Below are 19,713 nucleotides of genomic sequence, written 5' to 3' on the forward strand. Positions count from 1 at the left end.
CGTTAACCCCTGAGCCCGTCCAGTGTCTCCTTCGGATTCCATGCTTTTCCGCAGCCCCTGACCAGCGGATAGCAGGCCAGACCGATCAGTACGGCGACGATGTGACCGAAGTCGGTGAAGGTCGGCCCGGCGGCCAGCGGCAGCCCGAACACGGCCAGCACCACCGGCAGGTACACGTACCGCCAGGGCGCCGCGATCCGGTAGACGAGCACCGCGATCACCCCGGCCAGCGCGTAACTCACCCCGATGTCCAGGGTGTTCACCGCCGACTGCGGGGCCATGCCCTGGCGGATCGCCTCCAGCAGCGCCCCCTCGCTGATCAGCGAGGCCAGCACGTGCGCCAGCGCGCACACCGCCAGCCAGCGGGCCGTGCCCAGCCAGCGCTCGGCCGGCGCGTGGAACACCGTGTACAGCAGGGCGTACGGCACCCAGTGCCCGCTCTCGATCCACATCGCGCTGGCCACCAGCACCCGCACCGGATTGCGGGACAGCTCATGGATGTTGGTCGACCGGCGCCGCAGGAAGTGCTCCTCGAACTCCGGCGACATGTGGTGCAGCGCGACGGTCGTCACGACCAGGACACCCAGCCACACGTACGTGCCGGGAGCGGCGCGGACGTACGCCCACACCCCGCTCAGGCCCCGGAGAAATCGCATGAGCCGATTCACGCACGCCAGTATCGTCCGCTTCGTGATTGACATCCCCGGCGAGCTGGCCAAGGCACAGGAGACGTACAACGGCGCGGCGGGACGGGCGTTCATCGCCGCGCTGCCCGGCCTCGCGGCCGAGTTCCTGAGCCGCTGGCGGCTCACGCTCGACGGGCCGTCGATGAACGGCGTCAGCGCCCTGGTCCTGCCCGTCGTCCGCGCCGACGGCCTCCGCGCGGTCCTCAAGCTCCAGCTGACGGACGCGGAGAGCGTGGGCGAACCGGTCGCGCTGCGCGTGTGGGACGGCGACGGGGCGGTGCGGCTCCTGGACCACGACCCGGCCACCGGCACCATGCTCCTGGAGCGCCTGGACGAGTCCCGGATGCTCGCGGGCCTCGGCGACACCCGCGAGGCCGTCCTGGTCATCGCCCGGCTGCTGGCCCACCTCACGTCCTTCCCCGCCCCGCCCGGCCTGCGCCGCCTGGGCGACATCGCCGAGGCCATGCTGGAACGGACCCCGCGGGCGCTGCCGCGCATCCCGGACCCCGGGGTCCGCCGGATCGTCGCCGACTGCGCGGCCGCCGTGCGCGAGGTCGCCCACGAGCCCGGCGACCGGCTGCTGCACTGGGACCTGCACGACGAGAACGTCCTCGCCGCCGACCGCGCCGACTGGCTCGCCATCGACCCCAAACCGCTGGCCGGCGATCCCGGCTTCGAGCTGTGGCCCGCCCTGGACAACCGCTTCGACGCGGCCGAGGTCCGCTGGCGCTTCGACGCGATGACCGACGTCCTCGGCCTGGACCGCGCCCGGGCCCGCGCGTGGACCCTCGGCCGCCTGCTCCAGAACGCCCTGTGGGACGTGGAGGACGGCCGCCCGATCGAGGCCCGCCGACTGGAGATCGCCCGCCTGCTCACATGAGAAAGCCCAGGCGGGACGATGTCCCACCTGGACCGCACGAGCCCCCTGTCGGATTCGAACCGACGACCTTCGCTTTACAAGAGCGGCGCTCTGACCAGCTGAGCTAAGGAGGCAGGACCACCCACTTGGGCAATGGGTGGACCGTGAGCAACCTTACACAGTCGTCCCACCACCGAGCCACAACCTTCTCCCCCCGGCCGGCCACCCGGAGTACGATCCCGCCGTGACTGACACCACACTCCCACCTGGTGAAGTGCAGAGCGAGGACTTATTCGCCGAGCACGATCGAGTCCCGGCAGACGCCGACGTCGCCATTCGGCAAGGCGATGTGATCCAGTTCCTGCATCCCGAGAAAGACTTCCCGCACGATCGCGGCGGAACGTTGGGGTTCGTAGTCACTGCTAATTGCGACCTCGCGTACGGGAAGAACTGGAACCTCATCACGTACGTGCCCGCCATTCCCGTCGACACCTACATAGAGCAATTCGTCATACCCAAAGAGCTGGACGCTCAACGACTTGCGGCCGAGCGGGCCATTCGCAAGTTCTTCCGCGACGCCAGCAACTCGGATCAGGTAGACAGGGCGTTCGAAATGATTCGGCTCGGTTACGCCCCCGAGGATGTCGCGAGGCTCCTTCCTCATCAAAGCAAGACGCGTGACGAGCTTGCCACCGGCATTCGCGCTCTGCTGGCCTTGGAGAAGACCGTCGCAGAGTTGACCCTGTGCGCGCACCGCCAGCCGTTCTGCCGATGCATCCAGGCGCATTGCAGAAGGATGGACAAGGCCAAGCCGGGCAAGAAGAGTACCGATCAGATGCTCAGGAGCAGCCTGCGCGATCGCCTGCAACGATTCCCCGGCGACTTCCTGTACGTACACAAGCCGAGCCCGTACCATCCAGCCGGTTATGTGGCACTTCTGCGCCTCGTCAGCAGCATCCACGAGTCCTCGGTCTCCCTCAGGCCGATGGACGAGACGGCCTCGACGAAGGCTCGTCGCGTAGCCCGGCTCAGCACCCTGTTCTGTCATCGTGTCGTTCAGCAGATGGCGCAGGTTTTCACCGACATAGGGTTGCCGACGGATTACGAACTGGCTCGTGACAATCACTTGTCGAAGCTCGCCGAAGCCTGGGAGTGCTGAGTTGATCACCTTCACACGAGCCAGCCTCACTGCCTACCTGCAGAACTTCTACTCGGTCGGCACCGAAGGCGCGGATGACGACTTCGTCTGCGACGACGTAGTGAAGAGAACGGTCGAGGACAACACATACTTCGTCCACCGCGAAGACACCCGGGACAGCAATCTGATCCTGATCGAGGATTGGTGCTGGGAGCTCATCCTGGACCACGACGAATACGAGGCAGCTCGGTTCCTCGAGCGCGTCGACCGCGCCTCCCAGGCCATGGCACGCCCGCCCGTTTCGCTGCCTTCCGCGTGGAGCAAGTTCTCCTACGAGAACTTGCTGGCCTTCTTCGCCTTGCCGAAGAACATGAACCCGGATTCACTGCGATGGATAGCAGAGTCCCTCGGTGGTGGACACTTCGGTTTCTGGGCGCTTACGAGCCGTGACGACCGTACGACCCTCCAGCAGTTCAGGGCCGAGCGGGATCTCCAACCCGCGAACACCGCCTTGAAGGCGTTCCCCGCGGCGTGGGAAGCGACCCGGGCACCGTTCGCCAGCCGAGCTCCGAAACCTCAGCGAGTGCAGAATTCAGTCGATTTAGAGCGAGTCGGGAACGGGGCGCTGCTGAAGGACCGCTCCTTCACAGAGTGGCTGCCCTTCCTGACCGAGACGCAGCGTAATGTCCTCAACAACGACCTTGCGAATCCTCTGAAGATTCGCGGTGCGGCCGGCACGGGTAAGACCCTGATCCTTCAACTCAAGGCACTTCACGAGCTGTACCAAGCGGAGAAAGTCGGCAAAACCCCCTTCCGAATCTTGTATCTCACACACAGTTGGGCAATCGCCCAACAGGTCGAGGAAGCATTGCACAAGCTCGACGAGCGGGGTCTGTGCGATCAGATCGACGTGATGCCGCTGACCTTCCTCTGCCAATGGCTGCAAGGAACCGAGCTGGAGGTGCTGGGCGAGGACAGCCTTGACGGCAAGCAGCAGCAGATGAAGCTCATCGACGCCGCCGTCGAACGCATCAGGTCCAACACCTGGCAGAGCTACCGGGACTTCGTGAGCGCCTGGGTCTGCGACGGGGTCGAGGCCCCATCCGATCAACCCGAGCGCCTCCGACTGTGCTGGGCACTCCTGCGCGAGTACGCCGAGGTATTCGATACCCATCAGATCAAACCGAGCTTCAACGCCCTGGAAGAATACCGAGGGCTGAACCGTGAGCCTTGGATGGTTCCGCTGGAGACACCGGCGGACCGAGAACTAGCCTTCGCTGCGTACCGCTTCTACATCAAGAGCCTGAACGATCGCAAGCAGCTCACCACTGATCAGATGGTTGACGACTTCAGACGCTACCTGGAGACGTACACCTGGCACACGCTCCGTGAATCACGGGGCTATGACCTCATTTTCGTGGACGAGTTCCACTTGTTCAGCGATTCGGAGCGCTACCTGCTTCATCACCTGACCCGCGAGGCCGAGCTGCATCCCAAGCTGATCATGGCTACGGACCCCCATCAGTCGATCTTCGTGCTGCTGACCAAGCTCTCGGAGAACGAACTCAGCGGAGGATCCGGGAACAGATCCCAGAAGGCTCAGACGGTCGATTCGATCGACCTGGAGAAAGTGCACCGGTTCTCCAAGCCCGTGTTCGGCTTCGTGCAGCACCTGCACAGCTCGATGCCCAACATGGTGGAGGTGGGGCACGACTGGGAGTACCAGGTCCCGACTGCCTCCGACGAGGAGGGCGAGGACATGCCTCGTATCCAGTTCGCACCACGGGAGTCATTGGCCGCCACGGCACTGCGGGGTGCCCTCGAGCAGCTCAAGGGAAGCTCGCAGCACCAGCGAGTGGCCCTCGTCGGCGTGGGAAACGGCGATCTCGAAGCGCTCAAGACCGCGCTCCTCGCCCCGGAGTTCTCGAAGGCATCGGTCGTCCTGATCGAAGGCCGGGACGACATCGACCGTCTGAGGTATTCACGTCGGGCACTGATCATCACAGCTGCCGAGTACGCCGCCGGCCTGCAGTTCTCACATGTCGTCGTACTGGGCGGCGCCGGCGGACTGCACGAGTACGGCCAAGGCGGCAGTGCCATGCGGGCGCTGTACTCGCAGTTCTACCTCTCGGTGAGCAGGGCGGAGAGCCACCTGACGGTCTTCGCCCCCCATGACGGTGAGTTCAGCAGCATCGTCACGAAGGCCCTGGACGCCGACGTCGCCATCTCCTGATCACCGTTCCGCTCCGGCGGGCAGCCCTCGCTTCCGCTGCCCGCCGGAGTCGCTGTCGAAAATTTCCGTGAAGTTCACACCGGCCGGGCTACTGACAGATCGAGTGAACGCCAGGTACCGTCCTGATCCAGTTCACCCGCGTGGACTACACCAACCACCTTCCTACAACGGATCGTCCGGCACGTTCCTGCCGGTAGAAGGGGGCCCATCACCATGGCCACAGTCACGTTCGACAAGGCGACCCGGATCTACCCGGGTTCCACCAAGCCCGCCGTCGACGCACTCGACATCGCGATCGAGGACGGCGAGTTCCTCGTCCTGGTCGGCCCGTCCGGTTGCGGAAAGTCCACCTCCCTGCGAATGCTCGCGGGCCTGGAGGACGTCAACGGCGGTGCCATCCGCATCGGTGACCGCGACGTCACGCACCTGCCGCCCAAGGACCGGGACATCGCCATGGTGTTCCAGAACTACGCCCTCTACCCGCACATGACGGTCGCCGACAACATGGGCTTCGCGCTCAAGATCGCCGGCGTGAACAAGGCGGAGATCCGGCAGAAGGTCGAGGAGGCCGCGAAGATCCTCGACCTCACCGAGTACCTGGACCGCAAGCCGAAGGCGCTCTCCGGCGGTCAGCGCCAGCGTGTCGCCATGGGCCGCGCGATCGTCCGCGAGCCGCAGGTCTTCCTCATGGACGAGCCGCTGTCCAACCTGGACGCCAAGCTCCGCGTCTCCACCCGTACGCAGATCGCGTCCCTCCAGCGCCGCCTCGGCATCACCACGGTCTACGTCACCCATGACCAGGTCGAGGCCATGACGATGGGCGACCGGGTGGCCGTGCTCAAGGACGGCATCCTCCAGCAGGTCGACTCGCCGCGGAACATGTACGACAAGCCCGCGAACCTCTTCGTCGCCGGCTTCATCGGCTCCCCCGCCATGAACCTGATCGAGGTGCCGATCACCGACGGCGGCGTGAAGTTCGGCAACAGCGTCGTCCCGGTCAACCGGGAGGCCCTGAAGGCCGCCGCCGACAAGGGCGACCGCACGGTCACCGTCGGTGTGCGTCCCGAGCACTTCGACGTGGTCGAGCACAACGGCTCCGTCGCCGCCTCCCTGTCCAAGGACGCCTCCGACGCCCCGGCCGGCCTCGCCGTCTCCGTGAACGTCGTCGAGGAGACCGGCGCCGACGGCTACGTCTACGGCACCGTCGAGGTCGGCGGCGAGACGAGGGACCTCGTGGTCCGCGTCAGCAGCCGCTCCGTGCCGGAGAAGGGCTCCACGCTGCACGTCGTGCCGCGGCCGGGCGAGACCCACGTGTTCTCCACGTCCACCGGCGAGCGGCTGTCCGACTGACGGCCGACGGCTTACGGCCGACCGCTTACGGCCGACGGCTTCGCGAGGGCCCCGCACGCTCGGCGTGCGGGGCCCTTCCCGTCGATCTTGTGAGGGGGCGCTTCGTCAACCCGTTACCCGGAAATCAGCGCCTTCTCATCCCCCATAAGGGTGACTCAATGTCTCCAAATCATCACGGGGCGCTACCCTCACACGCGTGAAGCACTCCACCACCCCACAGACACGACGCGGCCACCGGGGCGGCCCTGCCCGCCGTATCGGCCGCACTCTCGCCCTCGTCCTGCCCGTCGTCCTGGTGCTCTCCGGGACCCTCGCGGTCACCCGGGTCAACTGGACGGGGAGCCCCTCCAGCTCGGTGCTGGCCGCCTCCGACGTCTCGTCGGTCGAGGTCTCCGCCAAGAGGACCACCCGCGCCCCGCAGGACGTGCTCCGCGACCAGCTGATGACCGAGCTCCAGCACAAGAACCCGGGGGTGGTCCTGACCCACCTCCAGCAGGCCGTCAACGGCCGCCCCTCGCTGGCCCGGCACTGCTCCTCCATCGCCCGCGCCCTCGGCAGGGCCGCGGTGCACATCTACGGCGCCTCCCGCGCCCAGTCGTACGCCCGCCCGGTGTGCGACACGGCCTTCGCCTCCGGCGTGCTGGCCGCGCACAGCTGAGCCCCGGCGGCGCGTCCCCGGTGAGAACCGGGTAACGGCTCCCCAAGGAGCGCGCCGCCGCCCGTGGACAGCCGTGGGGCGCCACGTACAGTGCGGTCATGACCCATCCGAACGCCGCGTCGCGCCCCACTCAAGCCGTGGTCCTGGCCGGTGGCCAGGGCTCCCGGCTGCGTCCGTACACCGACGACCGGCCCAAGCCGATGGTCGAGATCCCCGGTACGGGCACTCCGATCATCGGCCACCAGCTGACCTGGCTGGCCGAGGAAGGTGTGACGGACGTCGTGGTCTCCTGCGGCCACCTCGCCGACGTCCTGCAGAAGTGGCTGGACTCGGCCGACCTTCCCGTCTCCGTCACCACCGTCGTGGAGAGCGAGCCCCTCGGCCGCGGCGGCGGCCTGCGGTACGCGGCGGCCCGTCTGCCCCATCCGGAACGGCCCTGGTACGCCACGAACGGTGACATCTGGACGCGGTTCTCCCTGCGGGACATGGCCGACTTCCACACCGAGCGGGACGCCGTCGCCACGCTGGCCCTCGCCCGGCCGCGGATCCCGTGGGGAGCGGTGAAGACCGACGGGTTCGGGCACATCACCGACTTCATCGAGGCACCGCCGTCGACGTTCGAGATCAACGCGGGTGTCTACGTGTTCTCGCCGGAGTTCGCCTCCCTGCTGCCCGAGCGAGGCGATCACGAACGGACCACGTTCCCCCGGCTGGCCCGGGAGAAGAAGCTGGCCGGGTTCCCCATTCCGCAGGGCGCGTACTGGCGGGCCATCGACACGGCGAAGGACCTGACGGAGGCGGCCAAGGAGCTGGCGACGCTCGGCCGCTGAACGGCTCCGCGGGCCCCTGGGCGGGCCCGCCGGCCCCGAGTCCCCGGGTTTCCGAGTCCCCGAGAGCGAAGAGGGCCCCGTACCTTTCCCGGTACGGGGCCCTCCTTCTGTTCCTGCTCCTGTTCCGTCAGCCCAGCAGGCCGCCCACCAGGCCCGGCTGGCCGGTGGAGGTGCTGCCGCCGCCCGTGGACGTGCTGCCGCCGCCGGTCGTCGACCCGCCGGTGCTGGTGCCGCCGCCCGTGCTCGTCGGACCCGCCGTCGTGCTCGGGGCGCCGCCCGTCGTCGGGGACGTCTGGCGGGGCGGGACCTGACCCGTGGTGCCCTGGGTCTGGGTCGGGGTCGTGGTGGTGCCGCCGGAGGTGGCCCGGCTGGTGCCCGGGGTCGTCGCCGCCCCCGAGGGGCTCGCGCCGGCCGTGGCGCCGCCCGTCGGGGAGCTGGACGCCGACGGGGTCTTCTCGTGCCGCGTGCCGGGTTCCTGCGGGAGCGGGGAGCCGGGGAGCTGGTTGCGGGGCGCCTCGCCGGGTCCGGGGACGACCACGCGGCTGGAGTCGCGGACCGCGCCGCCCAGCAGGGACCCGATGAACAGGGTCAGGCCGACCGTGACGGCCGTGATCAGCGCGCCGCGGCGCAGGACGTGGCGGCGCAGTTCCCAGATGTCGGCGCGGGGGCCGAGACGGCGCCAGGCACCGCCCGCGAGACGGCCGTCCACGGAGTAGACGGGGGCGCCGGCGATGATCAGCGGGGACCAGGCGGCGAGGTAGATGATGTCCGGGGCGTCGTAGACCGGGACGGTCTTCCAGCTGACGGTGACGATCAGGGCGGCGGAGAGCATCGCGCCGACGACCGCCGCGACGCGCTGCCAGCAGCCCAGGATGGTCAGGACGCCGACGACGACCTGGAGGAACGCGATGACCAGGCCGGAGCCGACCGGGTGGTGCAGGGCGAACTGGCGCAGCGGCTCGGCGACGTCCCAGGGGTGCAGCGTGTTGAGCCAGGTGACCATGGAGCCGCGCTTGCCGCCGTCGAAGTAGACGGGGTCGCACAGCTTGCCCATGCCGGCGTAGATGGAGATGAAGCCGAGGAAGATGCGCAGCGGGAGCAGGACGACGCCGAGGTTGAGCCGGCGGCCGGGGTAGTAGGCGTGCCGGGCCGGATCGTCGCCCTGGCGCCTGGCGCGGCGCGGGGCGTCGGCGTCCGCGGCGGGGTCGCTCTCGGGGTCGGTGCCGGCCGGGTAGGTGTCGTACGGCTCGTGGTCGTCGGGGTAGGCGGGGTAGGGCGGGTCGTCGTAGGCGCCGGTGGCCGTGCGCATGTGCGGCAGGAGGCGGGTGCCGTCGGCGCCCGGGGCGGTGCGCTGGTGGCCGACGACGGGCGTCTCGACGGTGAGGTCGCGTTCGTCGTAGGCGTCGGCGTAACCCGTCTGGACGCGCGGGATGACCTGGGTGGCGCCGGCCTCGGGCTCGTCGGCGTGGCGGACGCTGCTGCCCCGCACGGCCTGGAGGAGCCGGTGGGCGCCGGTGTCGTCGGGGGCGGACTTGCCGCTCCACACGACGGGGCGGCGGCGGCCGGCGGCGCCGGCCCGGCCCGCCGTGCCCACGACGGGCATCCGGGCGGTGTCCTGGCCGGCGCTCAGATGCCGGGCGATCCGCGGGGATTGGGTGCGCCGGGCCGCCGCGCCCAGCTGCACGCGGAAGCTGGCGTGGTTGACGATGACCTGCGCCGGATCGCTCGGCACCTTCACCATGCTCAGCGCGGGAGCGTCGTCGAATCCCGACGAACGGTCGCCCGTGGGTGTGCGGGGTGTTCTGGTGTCCACACTCATCTAACCGAGTGACGTGGCGTTAGGACACTGCTTTGACCGCCCGGATGTGTCCGGACCCCGTCAAAGCGGCCCCGAGCGCCATATGGCCGCCCGAATTACCCCGCAAGGGTGAACTTCCGGACGGGCGTTCAGGCCCGTCCGGACGGTTGTTCAGCTGCGCCGGCGCGCGGCCTCGTACAGCACGATGCCGGCGGCCACACCCGCGTTGAGCGACTCGGCGCCGCCCGGCATCGGGATGCGGACGCGGAAGTCGCAGGTCTCGCCGACCAGGCGGGACAGGCCCTTGCCCTCGCTGCCGACGACGATGGCGACCGGACCCCCCAGGGCCTCCAGGTCGCCGAGTTCGACCTCGCCGTCCGCCGCCAGGCCGACCACCGTGAGGCCGGCCTTCTTGTAGGCCTCCAGGGTCCGGGTGAGGTTGGTGGCGCGGGCGACCGGCGTACGGGCGGCCGTACCGGCGGAGGTCTTCCAGGCACCGGCGGTCATGCCGGCCGAGCGGCGCTCGGGGACCAGGACGCCGTGGCCGCCGAAGGCGGAGACGGACCGGACGACGGCGCCGAGGTTGCGCGGGTCGGTGACCCCGTCCAGGGCGACGACCAGCGGGTCCTCGCCCTCGTCGGCCGCGGCGTCGAGCAGGTCCTCCGGGTGCGCGTACTCGTACGGCGGGACCTGGAGGACCAGGCCCTGGTGGTTGAGGCCGTTCGTCATGCGGTCCAGCTCGGGACGCGGGGCCTCCATGAGGTTGATGCCGCCGCGCTCGGCGGCGAGCTGGAGGGCCTCGCGGACGCGCTCGTCGTTGTCGATGAACTGCTGGACGTAGAGAGTGGAGGCGGGGACGCCCTCGCGGAGCGCCTCGACGACCGGGTTGCGGCCGACCACCAGTTCGGAGGTGGACCTGCCACCGCCCCGGCGCTGCGGCGTGCGGCCCTGCGCGCGGCGGGCCTTGGCCGCCGCGGCGCGCTGCTTGGCGTGCCCCTTGCGCATCTCGGCGGGCGGGGTCGGGCCCTTGCCTTCCAGGCCCCGGCGCCGCTGGCCGCCACTGCCGACCTGCGCGCCCTTCTTGCCGGACATGCGACGGTTGTTCGCGGCCATGACCTACCTGTCTTCGTGAGCTTTCGTACGTACGTCTTATGCAGTGTGCCGCCCGGAGGGCCGGGCGGCACAATCGATCAAGCGGGGGGCTAGCGCGGGCCGAGGCTCCAGCGCGGGCCCTGCGGGCTGTCCTCGATGGCCAGCCCGGCCTGGCCGAGCTGGTCGCGGATGGCGTCGGCGGTGGCCCAGTCCTTGCGGGCGCGGGCGGACTCGCGCTGGTCGAGGACGAGGCGTACGAGGCTGTCGACCACGCCGTTCAGGTCCTCACCCCGGTCGCCGGCCTCACCGGCCCAGTGCGGGTCGAGCGGGTCCAGGCCGAGGACGCCGAGCATGGCCCGCACCTCGGCGAGCCGGGCGACGGCGGCCTCCTTGTCGTCGGCGGCCAGCGCGCTGTTGCCCTGCCGGACGGTGGTGTGCACGACGGCGAGGGCCTGCGGGACGCCCAGGTCGTCGTCCATCGCCTCGGCGAAGGCGGGCGGGACCTCGGCGGCCGGCTCGACCGGCTTCCCGGCCAGCTCGGTGACCCGCTGCACGAAGCCCTCGATCCGCGCGAACGCGGACTCGGCCTCGCGCAGGGACTCCTCGCTGTACTCGATCATCGAGCGGTAGTGCGGGGTGCCCAGGTAGTAGCGGAGCACGACGGGCCGCCACTGCTTGACCATCTCACTGACCAGCACGCTGTTGCCGAGCGACTTGGACATCTTGTCGCCGGCCATGGTCACCCAGGCGTTGTGCACCCAGTACCGGGCGAACTCGTCGCCGTAGGCCTTGGCCTGCGCGATCTCGTTCTCGTGGTGCGGGAAGATCAGGTCGAGGCCGCCGCCGTGGATGTCGAAGGCGCTGCCCAGGTACTTGTGGGCCATCGCCGAGCACTCCAGGTGCCAGCCGGGGCGGCCCGGGCCCCACGGGGTCGGCCAGGTCGGCTCGCCGGGCTTGGCGGACTTCCACATGGCGAAGTCGCGCGGGTCCCGCTTCCCGGTCTCGCCCTCGCCGGACGGCTGGAGCAGGTTGTCCAGCTCCTGCCGGGACAGCGCCAGGTAGTGCGGGAAGGACCGTACGTCGAAGTAGACGTTGCCGTCGGCCTCGTAGGCGTGCCCGCGCTCGATGAGGCCCCGCATCATCTCGACCATCTCGGGGATGTGGCCGGTGGCGCGGGGTTCGTAGGTTGGCGGGAGGCAGCCGAGGGCGGCGTAGCCCTCGTTGAAAGCGCGCTCGTTCTCGTACCCGATCGACCACCAGGGCCGGTTCTGCTCGTGGCTCTTGGCGATGATCTTGTCGTCGATGTCGGTGACGTTCCGGATGAACGTCACCTCGTAGCCGCGGTACGCGAACCAGCGGCGCATGATGTCGAAGTTGAGGCCCGAGCGGATGTGGCCGATGTGGGGTGCCGCCTGCACGGTGGCGCCACAGAGGTAGATCGAGACGCAGCCCGGCTTGAGCGGGGTGAAGTCACGGATCTGCCGGGCGCTGGTGTCGTACAGGCGAATAGTCACCACTCCAGAGTAGTGGGCCCCGGGCAGTGCCATGCGCCTTCCCGCCAGGATGCCGCGTCACCACGGAACCGGCCCCCGCGCCGCCCCGCCGACACGCTCCTCACCCCTCCCGCGACCGGACCCGCACGACCACCCGCCCGGCGTCCCGGCCCCAGACCGGGTCACCGCACCCGACAACGGGCTCCGCCCACGGGCGGCGCAGTCACCACCGGCAATGACGCGCGCGGGCGGCGGGTCCTCACCGGCCGCCCCGATCGCCGTCACAACCGCCCGACGACCTCCCGCAACCGGACCCGCACGACCACCCGCCCGGCGTCCCGGCCCGAGACCGGGTCACCGCACCCGACAACGGGCTCCGCCCACGGGCGGCGCAGTGTCCTCAACGGCCACCCCGCCGCCCCACGACCCCGCGCGGGCGGCGCGGTCCTCACCGGTCGGCCCCGGTCACCGTCACAGCCGCCCGACCACCTTTCGCGGCCGGATCCGTACGGCCACCCGCTCGGCGTCCTGGCCCGAGGCCGGGTTGAAGTCCGCGTAGTCCTTGCCGGTGTACTTGCGGCTGAGTTCGTCGATGAGTTCCTGGCCGCCCTCGGTCGTGGTCTCGGCGGTGCCGCGGATCTCGGCGTACTCGTACGGCTCGTCGGGGTTCACGACGACGACCGTCACCCGGGGCTCGCGCTCCAGGTTGTGGTACTTGCGGCGGTCGACCGTCGTGGAGACCAGGAGGTCGTCGCCGTCGCGCTTCACCCACACCGGGGACATCTGCGGGCTCCCGTCGGGCTGGACGGTGCCGAGGACGACGAACACCTTGCCGTCGAGCACGGACTTCAGGCGGTCGGACAGTACGGCGGACATGGGCACCCTCCGGAGTACACGATCACTGGTGGTCGTGTGGGTACCCTGCCACGCCGTCAGCTCACGCGCACCACGAGTGCCGTGGCCACCGCCATCAGTCCCTCCCCGCGCCCCGGAAAGCCGAGCCCGTCCGTCGTGGCGCCGGAGACCGACACGGGCGCGCCGGCCGCCTCGGAGAGGATCTTCTGCGCCGCGTCGCGCCGCTTGCCGATCTTCGGGCGGGGGCCGATCACCTGGACGGCGACGTTGCCGACGGTGAAGCCCGCCGCGCGCACGATCCGGGCGGCCTCGGTGAGCAGGGTGACCCCGGACGCGCCGGACCACTCGGGGCGTCCGGTGCCGAAGTGCTGCCCCAGGTCACCGAGCCCGGCGGCGGAGAAGAGGGCGTTGCAGGCCGCGTGGGCGACGACGTCGGCGTCGGAGTGGCCGGCCAGGCCGGGCCCCTCCCCCTCCCACTTCAGGCCCGCGCACCACAGCTCGCGGCCCTCTTCGAAGGCGTGGATGTCGGTGCCGATGCCGACCTGGGGAAGCACGAAGCCGGCCTCAGAAGCCATCGGTCAGCCTCCTGCGGGCCAGGACCGCCTCGGCGAGGATCAGGTCGAGGGGGCGGGTGACCTTGAAGGCCTCCTCGTGGCCGGGGACGGCCACGACCGGCAGCCCCAGCTGCTCCACCATGCTCGCGTCGTCGGTGACGTTCTCGGTGACGCTCTCGTGGGCGCGGACCAGGGTCTCCCGGTCGAAGCCCTGCGGGGTCTGGACGGCCCGCAGCCGGGCCCGCTCGGGGGTGGCGACGACCGGCTCCGGGTCGCCGGCCACGGCCGCGGGCGCGACCTCCTTGACCGTGTCGGCCAGCGGCAGCGCGGGCACCACGGCGGGGGCGCCGTCGCGTACGGCCTCGATCACCGCGTCGACGGTGTCGACCGGGACCAGCGGCCGGGCCGCGTCGTGGACGAGGACGATCCGGTAGTGCGGCGGCAGGGAGTCCAGGCCGATGCGGACCGACTCCTGGCGGGACTCGCCGCCGGGGACGACCTGGAAGTCCGTCCGCTCCGGCAGCGCGTGCGACTCGAGCAGGGACTTGACCTCTGCGGCGCCGTCCGGCGGGGCCACGACGATCACCAGGGAGACGTGGCGGGACGCGGCGAGGGCGCGGACCGCGTGGATGAGCATGGGTGTGCCGTTCAGCGCGCGGAGCGCCTTGGGGGCGCCCGGGCCGAGCCGTACGCCCCGGCCGGCGGCGGGAATCACGGCGGCGACGGGGGTCTGCGCGGGGGTGGGGCGCGATTCGTCAGACATCGGTTCCTGTCAGGTTTGTGTGCTCGACCTAGGTGGGTATGGCCTGGAGGAGTGCCGGGCGCGACGCCTTGACCGGACCCTTTCCGTGACCCTGGTCGAGCCATCCGCCCGGGCCGGCACATCGAGTACCGGCACAGTCGAGTACCGGCCGACCGGGGGATCGGGCGTCGACCGGTGATCGATTATCGGGTGATCGCGTGCCGGGGGTCGGCCCACCGGCGTCCGGGGCACCGGCTTCCCGGGGAGCGCCCGCCGCGGGGATGCAACATGCCGCAGCGCCCGGCGACAGGATCAGTGTCATCGGGCACCGCGGCATTTCAGTGTGCTGAGCGTGCCGGAAGCGAAGGTTCGCTGCCGTTGCGCGTCAGGAGGCGAGCACCTCGTCGAGCAGGGCCTCGGCCTTGTCCTCGTTCGTGTTCTCCGCGAGAGCCAGTTCGCTCACCAGGATCTGGCGGGCCTTGGCGAGCATGCGCTTCTCACCGGCGGACAGTCCACGCTCGCGCTCGCGGCGCCACAGGTCGCGTACGACTTCCGCGACCTTGATGACATCGCCGGAGGCGAGCTTCTCCAGGTTTGCCTTGTAGCGACGGGACCAGTTCGTGGGCTCCTCGGCGTACGGCGCGCGCAGCACCTCGAAGACCCGGTCCAGCCCGTCCTGACCGACCACATCACGCACGCCGACGAACTCCGCATTGTCCGCTGGCACACGCACCGTGAGGTCACCCTGGGCGACCTTCAGCACCAAGTAGGTCTTGTCCACGCCTTTGATCTGGCGAGTTTCGATGGCCTCGATCAGCGCGGCCCCGTGATGGGGATAGACCACGGTGTCGCCAACCTTGAACGTCATGTGACAGGTACCCCTTCCGTGGCTATCCAGGGTAACACGGATACGGCGTCTTCTGAATGGCGTTTTCGCAGGTCAGGGCATATCTCAGGGCTTGACAACAGCAACCGGAACGTGCTGCGGGGAGCCTCCGGAACCGGGTATTCGCAGGTCGGAGGGGCTCTCCGGGCGGGGCGAAACACGTACGCCACACGTCCCGGGAGACCGTCCCAAGTGGCGGAACATCCCGGTTTGTCCACCCTCAAGCGTGCGACTTCCGCTACTCCGTTCGGTGGCCACGGCCGGGTACGAGACGAATCCAGAATTGATCAACGGCTGCCGGAGGGGTGCGTCGTGATCAATTTCGGGGAGGTTCGCGCATTCCTTCACGGAAATTTCGCGGGCGTCGTTGTGAGGGCCCGAGTGGCGGTCGCCGTCGCGTTATGTGAATGACAGACCAGCGGCTCCGCAATGCGGACGCGGGGTCACGCGGGCCCCGCGGAGTACCCCCAGCCGGAGGGAAGCCCGCGGCCAGGAGGAGGGTCGGGTGCGACGGCGCGGGAACGGCTCGGTAGCCTGAAGCCGCTGACAGACACTTAGGGCGGCTTTACAAGGAAGGCCGCCCGCGCGTTCAAGGAGTTGCCGCCGCCGTGAGCAGCAGCCTTCGACGCGGCGCCCTCGCCGCCTCCGCCATCGTCTTCTCGATCGCCTCGCTCGCCGCCTGCGGCGCCGGAAACAACGCCCAGACCCTGGAGATCAAGCCGGACAACGCGGCGACCAGCGTGGGCGACATCAAGGTCCAGAACGCTCTGGTCATCACCCAGCCCGACCTCCAGTCGACGGGCCCCGCGGTGGTCTCCGCGACCGTGTTCAACTCCGGGAGCACCGACCAGACCCTCCAGTCGATCACGCTGGACGGCAGCGGGACGTCCGCCGAGCTGAAGCCCGCCAAGGGCCAGAGCCTGACCGTTCCGGCGCACGGCTCGCTGACCCTCGGCGGCAAGGACAACGCGTCCGCGACGCTGCCCAGCGGCCGTGAGGCCGTCCAGGACGGCAACGCCCAGAAGATCACCTTCACCTTCAGCAAGACCGGCAAGGTGAGCCTGCGCGCCTTCGTCGTCCCGGCCACCAGCTACTTCGACAAGTGGGGCCCGAGCCAGGTCCCGTCCGCCCCGGCCGGTGCCGGCGGCGCGACCGCCACCCCGTCCGGCAGCGCGAGCGCGTCCGGCACCGGCAAGCCGGCGAGCGGCCACGGGACGAGCCCGTCGGCCACCCCGTCCGGTGCGGCCGCCACCCCGCACGACTCGGCGTCGGCGTCGGCCGCCGGCCACTGACCAGCCGTACGCCGAAGGGCGGTACCCCCACGGGGTGCCGCCCTTCGGCATGCGGACGAGCGCTCGCCCTGCTGGGAGCGCTCGCGGTCTACGGCTCGAACTTGTAGCCCAGGCCCCGCACCGTCACCAGGTACCGCGGCGCGCCCGGGTCCGGCTCGATCTTGGCGCGCAGGCGCTTGACGTGGACGTCGAGGGTCTTGGTGTCGCCCACGTAGTCGGCGCCCCAGACGCGGTCGATGAGCTGCATGCGGGTGAGCACACGGCCCGCGTTGCGCAGCAGCATCTCCAGGAGGTCGAACTCCTTGAGCGGCAGGTCGACCTTGGAGCCGCCGACGGTGACCACGTGCCGGTCGACGTCCATGCGGACCGGGCCCGCCTCCAGCGCGGCCGGGGTGACCTCCTCCGGCTCGCCGCGCCGGCGCAGCACCGCGCGGATGCGGGCGACCAGCTCGCGGGAGGAGAACGGCTTGGTGACGTAGTCGTCGGCTCCTATCTCGAGCCCGACGACCTTGTCGATCTCGCTGTCCTTGGCGGTCACCATGATCACGGGGACGTTGGAGCGGCCACGCAGCTGGCGGCAGACCTCGGTGCCGGGCAGGCCCGGCAGCATCAGGTCCAGGAGGACCAGGTCGGCGCCGTTGCGCTCGAACTCGTCCAGGCCGTCAGGGCCGGTCGCCGCGACGGCGACCTCGAAGCCCTCCTTGCGGAGCATGTACGACAGGGCGTCGGAGAAGGACTCCTCGTCCTCGACGACGAGCACACGGGTCACGGAAGGACCTCCGGGGCGGGAAGCGATGCGTACGGGGGTGGATCGGTGGGTCCGGCCTCGTCGTCGAGGTCGGGGTGCTGCTGTGCGCGGTCGCGGGCCGCGCCCGCCTCCGGCAGCCTGAGGGTGAAGGTGGAGCCCTGGCCTTCGGCGCTCCAGACCGTGACCTCCCCGCCGTGCGAGGCGACCACGTGCTTGACGATGGCGAGACCCAGACCGGTGCCGCCGGTGGCCCGGGAGCGCGCCGGGTCGACGCGGTAGAACCGCTCGAAGATGCGCTCCTTGTCCTTGTCCGAGATGCCGATGCCCTGGTCGGTCACCGCCAGCTCGATCATGTCGCCGCCGGGCGCGCTGATCCGGCGTGCGGCGATGCCGACGCGGGTGCGGGCCGGGGAGTAGTTGACGGCGTTCTCGACCAGGTTGCCCAGGGCTGCGGCCAGCTGGCCCCGGTTGCCCCAGACGTGCAGGTCCGCCGTACCGTCCGCCCGTCGCCCGCCACCCTCCTGATCGGGTCCTTCGGGCACCCATACGTTCGAGGCCATCGTGATCTGCTTCGTGCCCGCCTGGTGGCGGCAGCGGTCCACGGCCTCGGCGACCAGCTCGTCCACCCGGACGGGCTCGGCGTCCTCCAGCGGGTCGTCGTTCTGCACCCGGGAGAGGTCGATCAGCTCCTGCACCAGGTTGGTCAGGCGGGTCGCCTCGATCTGCATCCGGCCGGCGAAGCGCTGCACCGCCTCCGGGTCGTCGGAGGCGTCCATCACCGCCTCGGAGAGCAGGGACAGGGCGCCGACGGGCGTCTTCAGCTCATGGCTGACGTTCGCCACGAAGTCACGGCGCACCGCCTCGATCCGGCGGGCCTCGGTCAGGTCCTCGACCAGCAGCAGGACCAGGCGGGAGCCGAGCGGGGCCACGCGCGCGGAGACGGCGAGGGCCTCGCCCCGTCCGGTGCCGCGCCGGGGCAGGTCCAGCTCGACCTGCCGTATCTCCCCGTCCCGTCTGGTGTCCCGGGCCATCTGGAGCATGGGCTCCACCGAGAGCTTGCCGCCGCGGACCAGTCCGAGGGCGTAGGCGGCGGAGCTGGCCTTGACCACGGCGTCGGCCTCGTCGAGGACGACGGCGGAGGAGCGGAGCACGGACAGTACGGTGTCCACGCCGGGCGGGAGTACGGGATCAGTGTGCAAGGAAGTCCTGGTCGGTCGCTTCTGGTCGCGTTCGCTCCAGCGGAACGCCAGCACGGCGATGACACCGGTGAGCACCCCGGCGATCGCTGCCGCTGCGGCAACCGCCGCGTTCACGTCCATGCCCCCAGGTTAGGCACGGGGTACGACATGACCACAGCCGTCACCGTGCGACCTCGAACACTCGTCGCCCAGAGTTCACCTTGCAGCCAGTACCGGTTCATTCGGGATGGCGGAAACGGACGGGTGCGGGGCACAACGTGGGAGCGTGGGGACCAAGCACACCGATGAGAGGGAACCCTGATGCGGGACGCGTACCACGAGGAACTGGACTCGATCGGCGACGGACTGGTGGAGATGGCCCGGCTGGTCGGATCGGCGATCGGGCGCGCCACGACCGCCATCCTCGACTCCGACCTCAAGCTGGCCGAGAGCGTGATCGAGGCCGACAAGAAGGTCGACGAGCTCCAGCACGACCTGGAGGCCCGGGCGATAGCCCTGCTGGCCCGGCAGCAGCCGGTGGCGACGGACCTGCGGATCGTCGTCACGTCGCTGCGGATGTCCGCCGACCTGGAGCGCTCGGGCGACCTCGCCCAGCACGTGGCGAAGCTCGCGCGGCTGCGCTTCCCGAACCGGGCCGTTCCGTACGACCTGCACGCCACCATCCTGGAGATGGGCCAGCTCGCGCAGCGCCTGATGGCCAAGGCGGCCGAAGTGCTCGTGACCAAGGACGTCGACCTCGCCCTCCAGCTGGAGCAGGACGACGACGACATGGACCTGCTGCACCGCACGCTCTTCCAGCACCTGATCGACGAGCGCTGGAAGCACGGCATCGAGACGGCCGTGGACGTCACCCTGCTGGGCCGCTACTACGAGCGGTACGCCGACCACGCCGTGGCCGTCGCCAAGCGCGTGGTCTACCTGGTGACCGGCGAGCACGCGGACGAGTTGCAGGCGGACATCCAGCCGGTGACGGGCGCCGAGGGGGTGTGACCCCGTCCGGGCCGGGGACGTCCGGGTCCGCGAACGCCTCCGTGCGCCGTTGATGCGCCCGGCGCGACGGGCATGAAATGGGCGAGGGCACCCTGCCCCAGGTCTAGGAGGGACCCATGGCCGAATCCCCCAGCACCACGCCCGACCCGACGCAGGAGCGCGAGACCGGGCAGCCCGCCGAGATCAGGACCCTTCCGCTGTTCGGCGCGTGCGGCTGCGGCTCCGGCTGCGGCTGCGGCTGCCAGTCGGGCAACCCCTGCCAGTGCGGCTGAACGGCGCGTCCGGGCCGGTGTGAGCGCGTCTCGCACCG

The 19,713-nt window shown here is 70.1% G+C and carries 19 protein-coding genes and 1 tRNA gene; 9 read left to right on the forward strand and 11 right to left on the reverse strand.

The genetic code is table 11. From position 1 onward, the window contains the following. Positions 1-2: 2 nt before the first annotated feature. On the reverse strand, positions 3-656 hold the full coding sequence (locus tag ACZ5DC_RS16825; RefSeq protein WP_468653374.1) for a rhomboid-like protein: 654 nt from the start codon (positions 654-656) through the stop codon (positions 3-5). Here ACZ5DC_RS16825 and ACZ5DC_RS16830 point away from each other — a divergent pair. Beyond that, entirely contained in the window at positions 655-1,566 is a 912-nt protein-coding gene (locus ACZ5DC_RS16830; RefSeq protein ID WP_468653376.1) for an aminoglycoside phosphotransferase family protein, read from the forward strand. The two genes, ACZ5DC_RS16825 and ACZ5DC_RS16830, sit on opposite strands and share 2 nt — an antisense overlap. Before the next feature lie 39 nt (positions 1,567-1,605). Here the strand turns inward: ACZ5DC_RS16830 and ACZ5DC_RS16835 are convergent. Next, a tRNA-Thr gene (locus tag ACZ5DC_RS16835) sits at positions 1,606-1,679 on the reverse strand. A gap of 110 nt (positions 1,680-1,789) precedes the next feature. Here ACZ5DC_RS16835 and ACZ5DC_RS16840 point away from each other — a divergent pair. The 5 genes from ACZ5DC_RS16840 (at position 1,790) to ACZ5DC_RS16860 (ending at position 7,754) form a co-directional block, all read left to right on the forward strand. Further along, positions 1,790-2,704 carry a hypothetical protein gene (locus ACZ5DC_RS16840; protein ID WP_468653378.1) on the forward strand — a complete coding sequence of 305 codons (915 nt, stop codon included), beginning with the start codon at positions 1,790-1,792 and terminating at the stop codon, positions 2,702-2,704. A 1-nt stretch (position 2,705) separates the two neighbouring features. Beyond that, entirely contained in the window at positions 2,706-4,916 is a 2,211-nt protein-coding gene (locus tag ACZ5DC_RS16845) for a UvrD-helicase domain-containing protein (protein WP_468653380.1), read from the forward strand. A 213-nt stretch (positions 4,917-5,129) separates the two neighbouring features. After that, entirely contained in the window at positions 5,130-6,266 is a 1,137-nt protein-coding gene (locus ACZ5DC_RS16850) for an ABC transporter ATP-binding protein (protein ID WP_468653382.1), read from the forward strand. A 196-nt stretch (positions 6,267-6,462) separates the two neighbouring features. Next, positions 6,463-6,924, forward strand: coding sequence for a hypothetical protein (locus tag ACZ5DC_RS16855; protein WP_468653384.1), 462 nt, complete (start codon positions 6,463-6,465; stop codon positions 6,922-6,924). A gap of 98 nt (positions 6,925-7,022) precedes the next feature. Beyond that, positions 7,023-7,754 carry a nucleotidyltransferase family protein gene (locus ACZ5DC_RS16860; RefSeq protein ID WP_366749922.1) on the forward strand — a complete coding sequence of 244 codons (732 nt, stop codon included), beginning with the start codon at positions 7,023-7,025 and terminating at the stop codon, positions 7,752-7,754. Between the two features lie 127 nt (positions 7,755-7,881). Here ACZ5DC_RS16860 and ACZ5DC_RS16865 read toward each other — a convergent pair whose 3' ends face one another. The 7 genes from ACZ5DC_RS16865 to ACZ5DC_RS16895 all read right to left on the reverse strand — a co-directional run bounded on the left by ACZ5DC_RS16865 (position 7,882) and on the right by ACZ5DC_RS16895 (position 15,156). Next, positions 7,882-9,573: a DoxX family protein gene (locus ACZ5DC_RS16865; RefSeq protein WP_468653386.1), complete on the reverse strand. Its 1,692-nt coding sequence runs from the start codon at positions 9,571-9,573 to the stop codon at positions 7,882-7,884. 150 nt (positions 9,574-9,723) lie between these two features. After that, positions 9,724-10,665 (reverse strand): 23S rRNA (guanosine(2251)-2'-O)-methyltransferase RlmB, encoded by a 942-nt coding sequence (rlmB, locus tag ACZ5DC_RS16870; protein ID WP_468653388.1) that lies wholly within the window; start codon positions 10,663-10,665, stop codon positions 9,724-9,726. An 89-nt stretch (positions 10,666-10,754) separates the two neighbouring features. After that, positions 10,755-12,158, reverse strand: a complete 1,404-nt coding sequence (gene cysS, locus ACZ5DC_RS16875; protein ID WP_468653390.1) for a cysteine--tRNA ligase — start codon at positions 12,156-12,158, stop codon at positions 10,755-10,757. A gap of 450 nt (positions 12,159-12,608) precedes the next feature. After that, positions 12,609-13,013, reverse strand: coding sequence for a PPOX class F420-dependent oxidoreductase (locus ACZ5DC_RS16880; RefSeq protein WP_468653392.1), 405 nt, complete (start codon positions 13,011-13,013; stop codon positions 12,609-12,611). Between the two features lie 56 nt (positions 13,014-13,069). Continuing rightward, on the reverse strand, positions 13,070-13,567 hold the full coding sequence (ispF, locus tag ACZ5DC_RS16885) for a 2-C-methyl-D-erythritol 2,4-cyclodiphosphate synthase (protein WP_468653394.1): 498 nt from the start codon (positions 13,565-13,567) through the stop codon (positions 13,070-13,072). Further along, a complete protein-coding gene (gene ispD, locus ACZ5DC_RS16890; RefSeq protein ID WP_468653396.1) occupies positions 13,557-14,309 on the reverse strand; it encodes a 2-C-methyl-D-erythritol 4-phosphate cytidylyltransferase in 753 nt (250 codons plus the stop codon). The genes ispF and ispD overlap by 11 nt, the downstream gene beginning before the upstream one ends. A gap of 364 nt (positions 14,310-14,673) precedes the next feature. Beyond that, positions 14,674-15,156: a CarD family transcriptional regulator gene (locus ACZ5DC_RS16895; RefSeq protein ID WP_003953493.1), complete on the reverse strand. Its 483-nt coding sequence runs from the start codon at positions 15,154-15,156 to the stop codon at positions 14,674-14,676. 626 nt (positions 15,157-15,782) lie between these two features. Between ACZ5DC_RS16895 and ACZ5DC_RS16900 the strand changes: the two genes are divergently transcribed. After that, positions 15,783-16,466, forward strand: coding sequence for a copper chaperone PCu(A)C domain-containing protein (locus ACZ5DC_RS16900; RefSeq protein ID WP_468653398.1), 684 nt, complete (start codon positions 15,783-15,785; stop codon positions 16,464-16,466). Between the two features lie 88 nt (positions 16,467-16,554). Here the strand turns inward: ACZ5DC_RS16900 and phoP are convergent, their stop codons facing one another. Further along, positions 16,555-17,235: a two-component system response regulator PhoP gene (gene phoP / locus ACZ5DC_RS16905; RefSeq protein ID WP_014673455.1), complete on the reverse strand. Its 681-nt coding sequence runs from the start codon at positions 17,233-17,235 to the stop codon at positions 16,555-16,557. Then, positions 17,232-18,533: a two-component system sensor histidine kinase PhoR gene (phoR, locus tag ACZ5DC_RS16910; RefSeq protein ID WP_366749931.1), complete on the reverse strand. Its 1,302-nt coding sequence runs from the start codon at positions 18,531-18,533 to the stop codon at positions 17,232-17,234. The genes phoP and phoR overlap by 4 nt, the downstream gene beginning before the upstream one ends. A gap of 180 nt (positions 18,534-18,713) precedes the next feature. Here phoR and phoU point away from each other — a divergent pair, with 180 nt between their 5' ends. Together phoU and ACZ5DC_RS16920 are read left to right on the forward strand one after the other, a co-directional pair. Further along, positions 18,714-19,403: a phosphate signaling complex protein PhoU gene (gene phoU, locus ACZ5DC_RS16915; RefSeq protein WP_468653401.1), complete on the forward strand. Its 690-nt coding sequence runs from the start codon at positions 18,714-18,716 to the stop codon at positions 19,401-19,403. Between the two features lie 116 nt (positions 19,404-19,519). Next, positions 19,520-19,675: a hypothetical protein gene (locus tag ACZ5DC_RS16920; RefSeq protein ID WP_014673458.1), complete on the forward strand. Its 156-nt coding sequence runs from the start codon at positions 19,520-19,522 to the stop codon at positions 19,673-19,675. The last annotated feature ends 38 nt before the right edge of the window (positions 19,676-19,713 follow it).

The sequence above is a fragment of the Streptomyces sp. NPDC031445 genome, assembly GCF_055581365.1.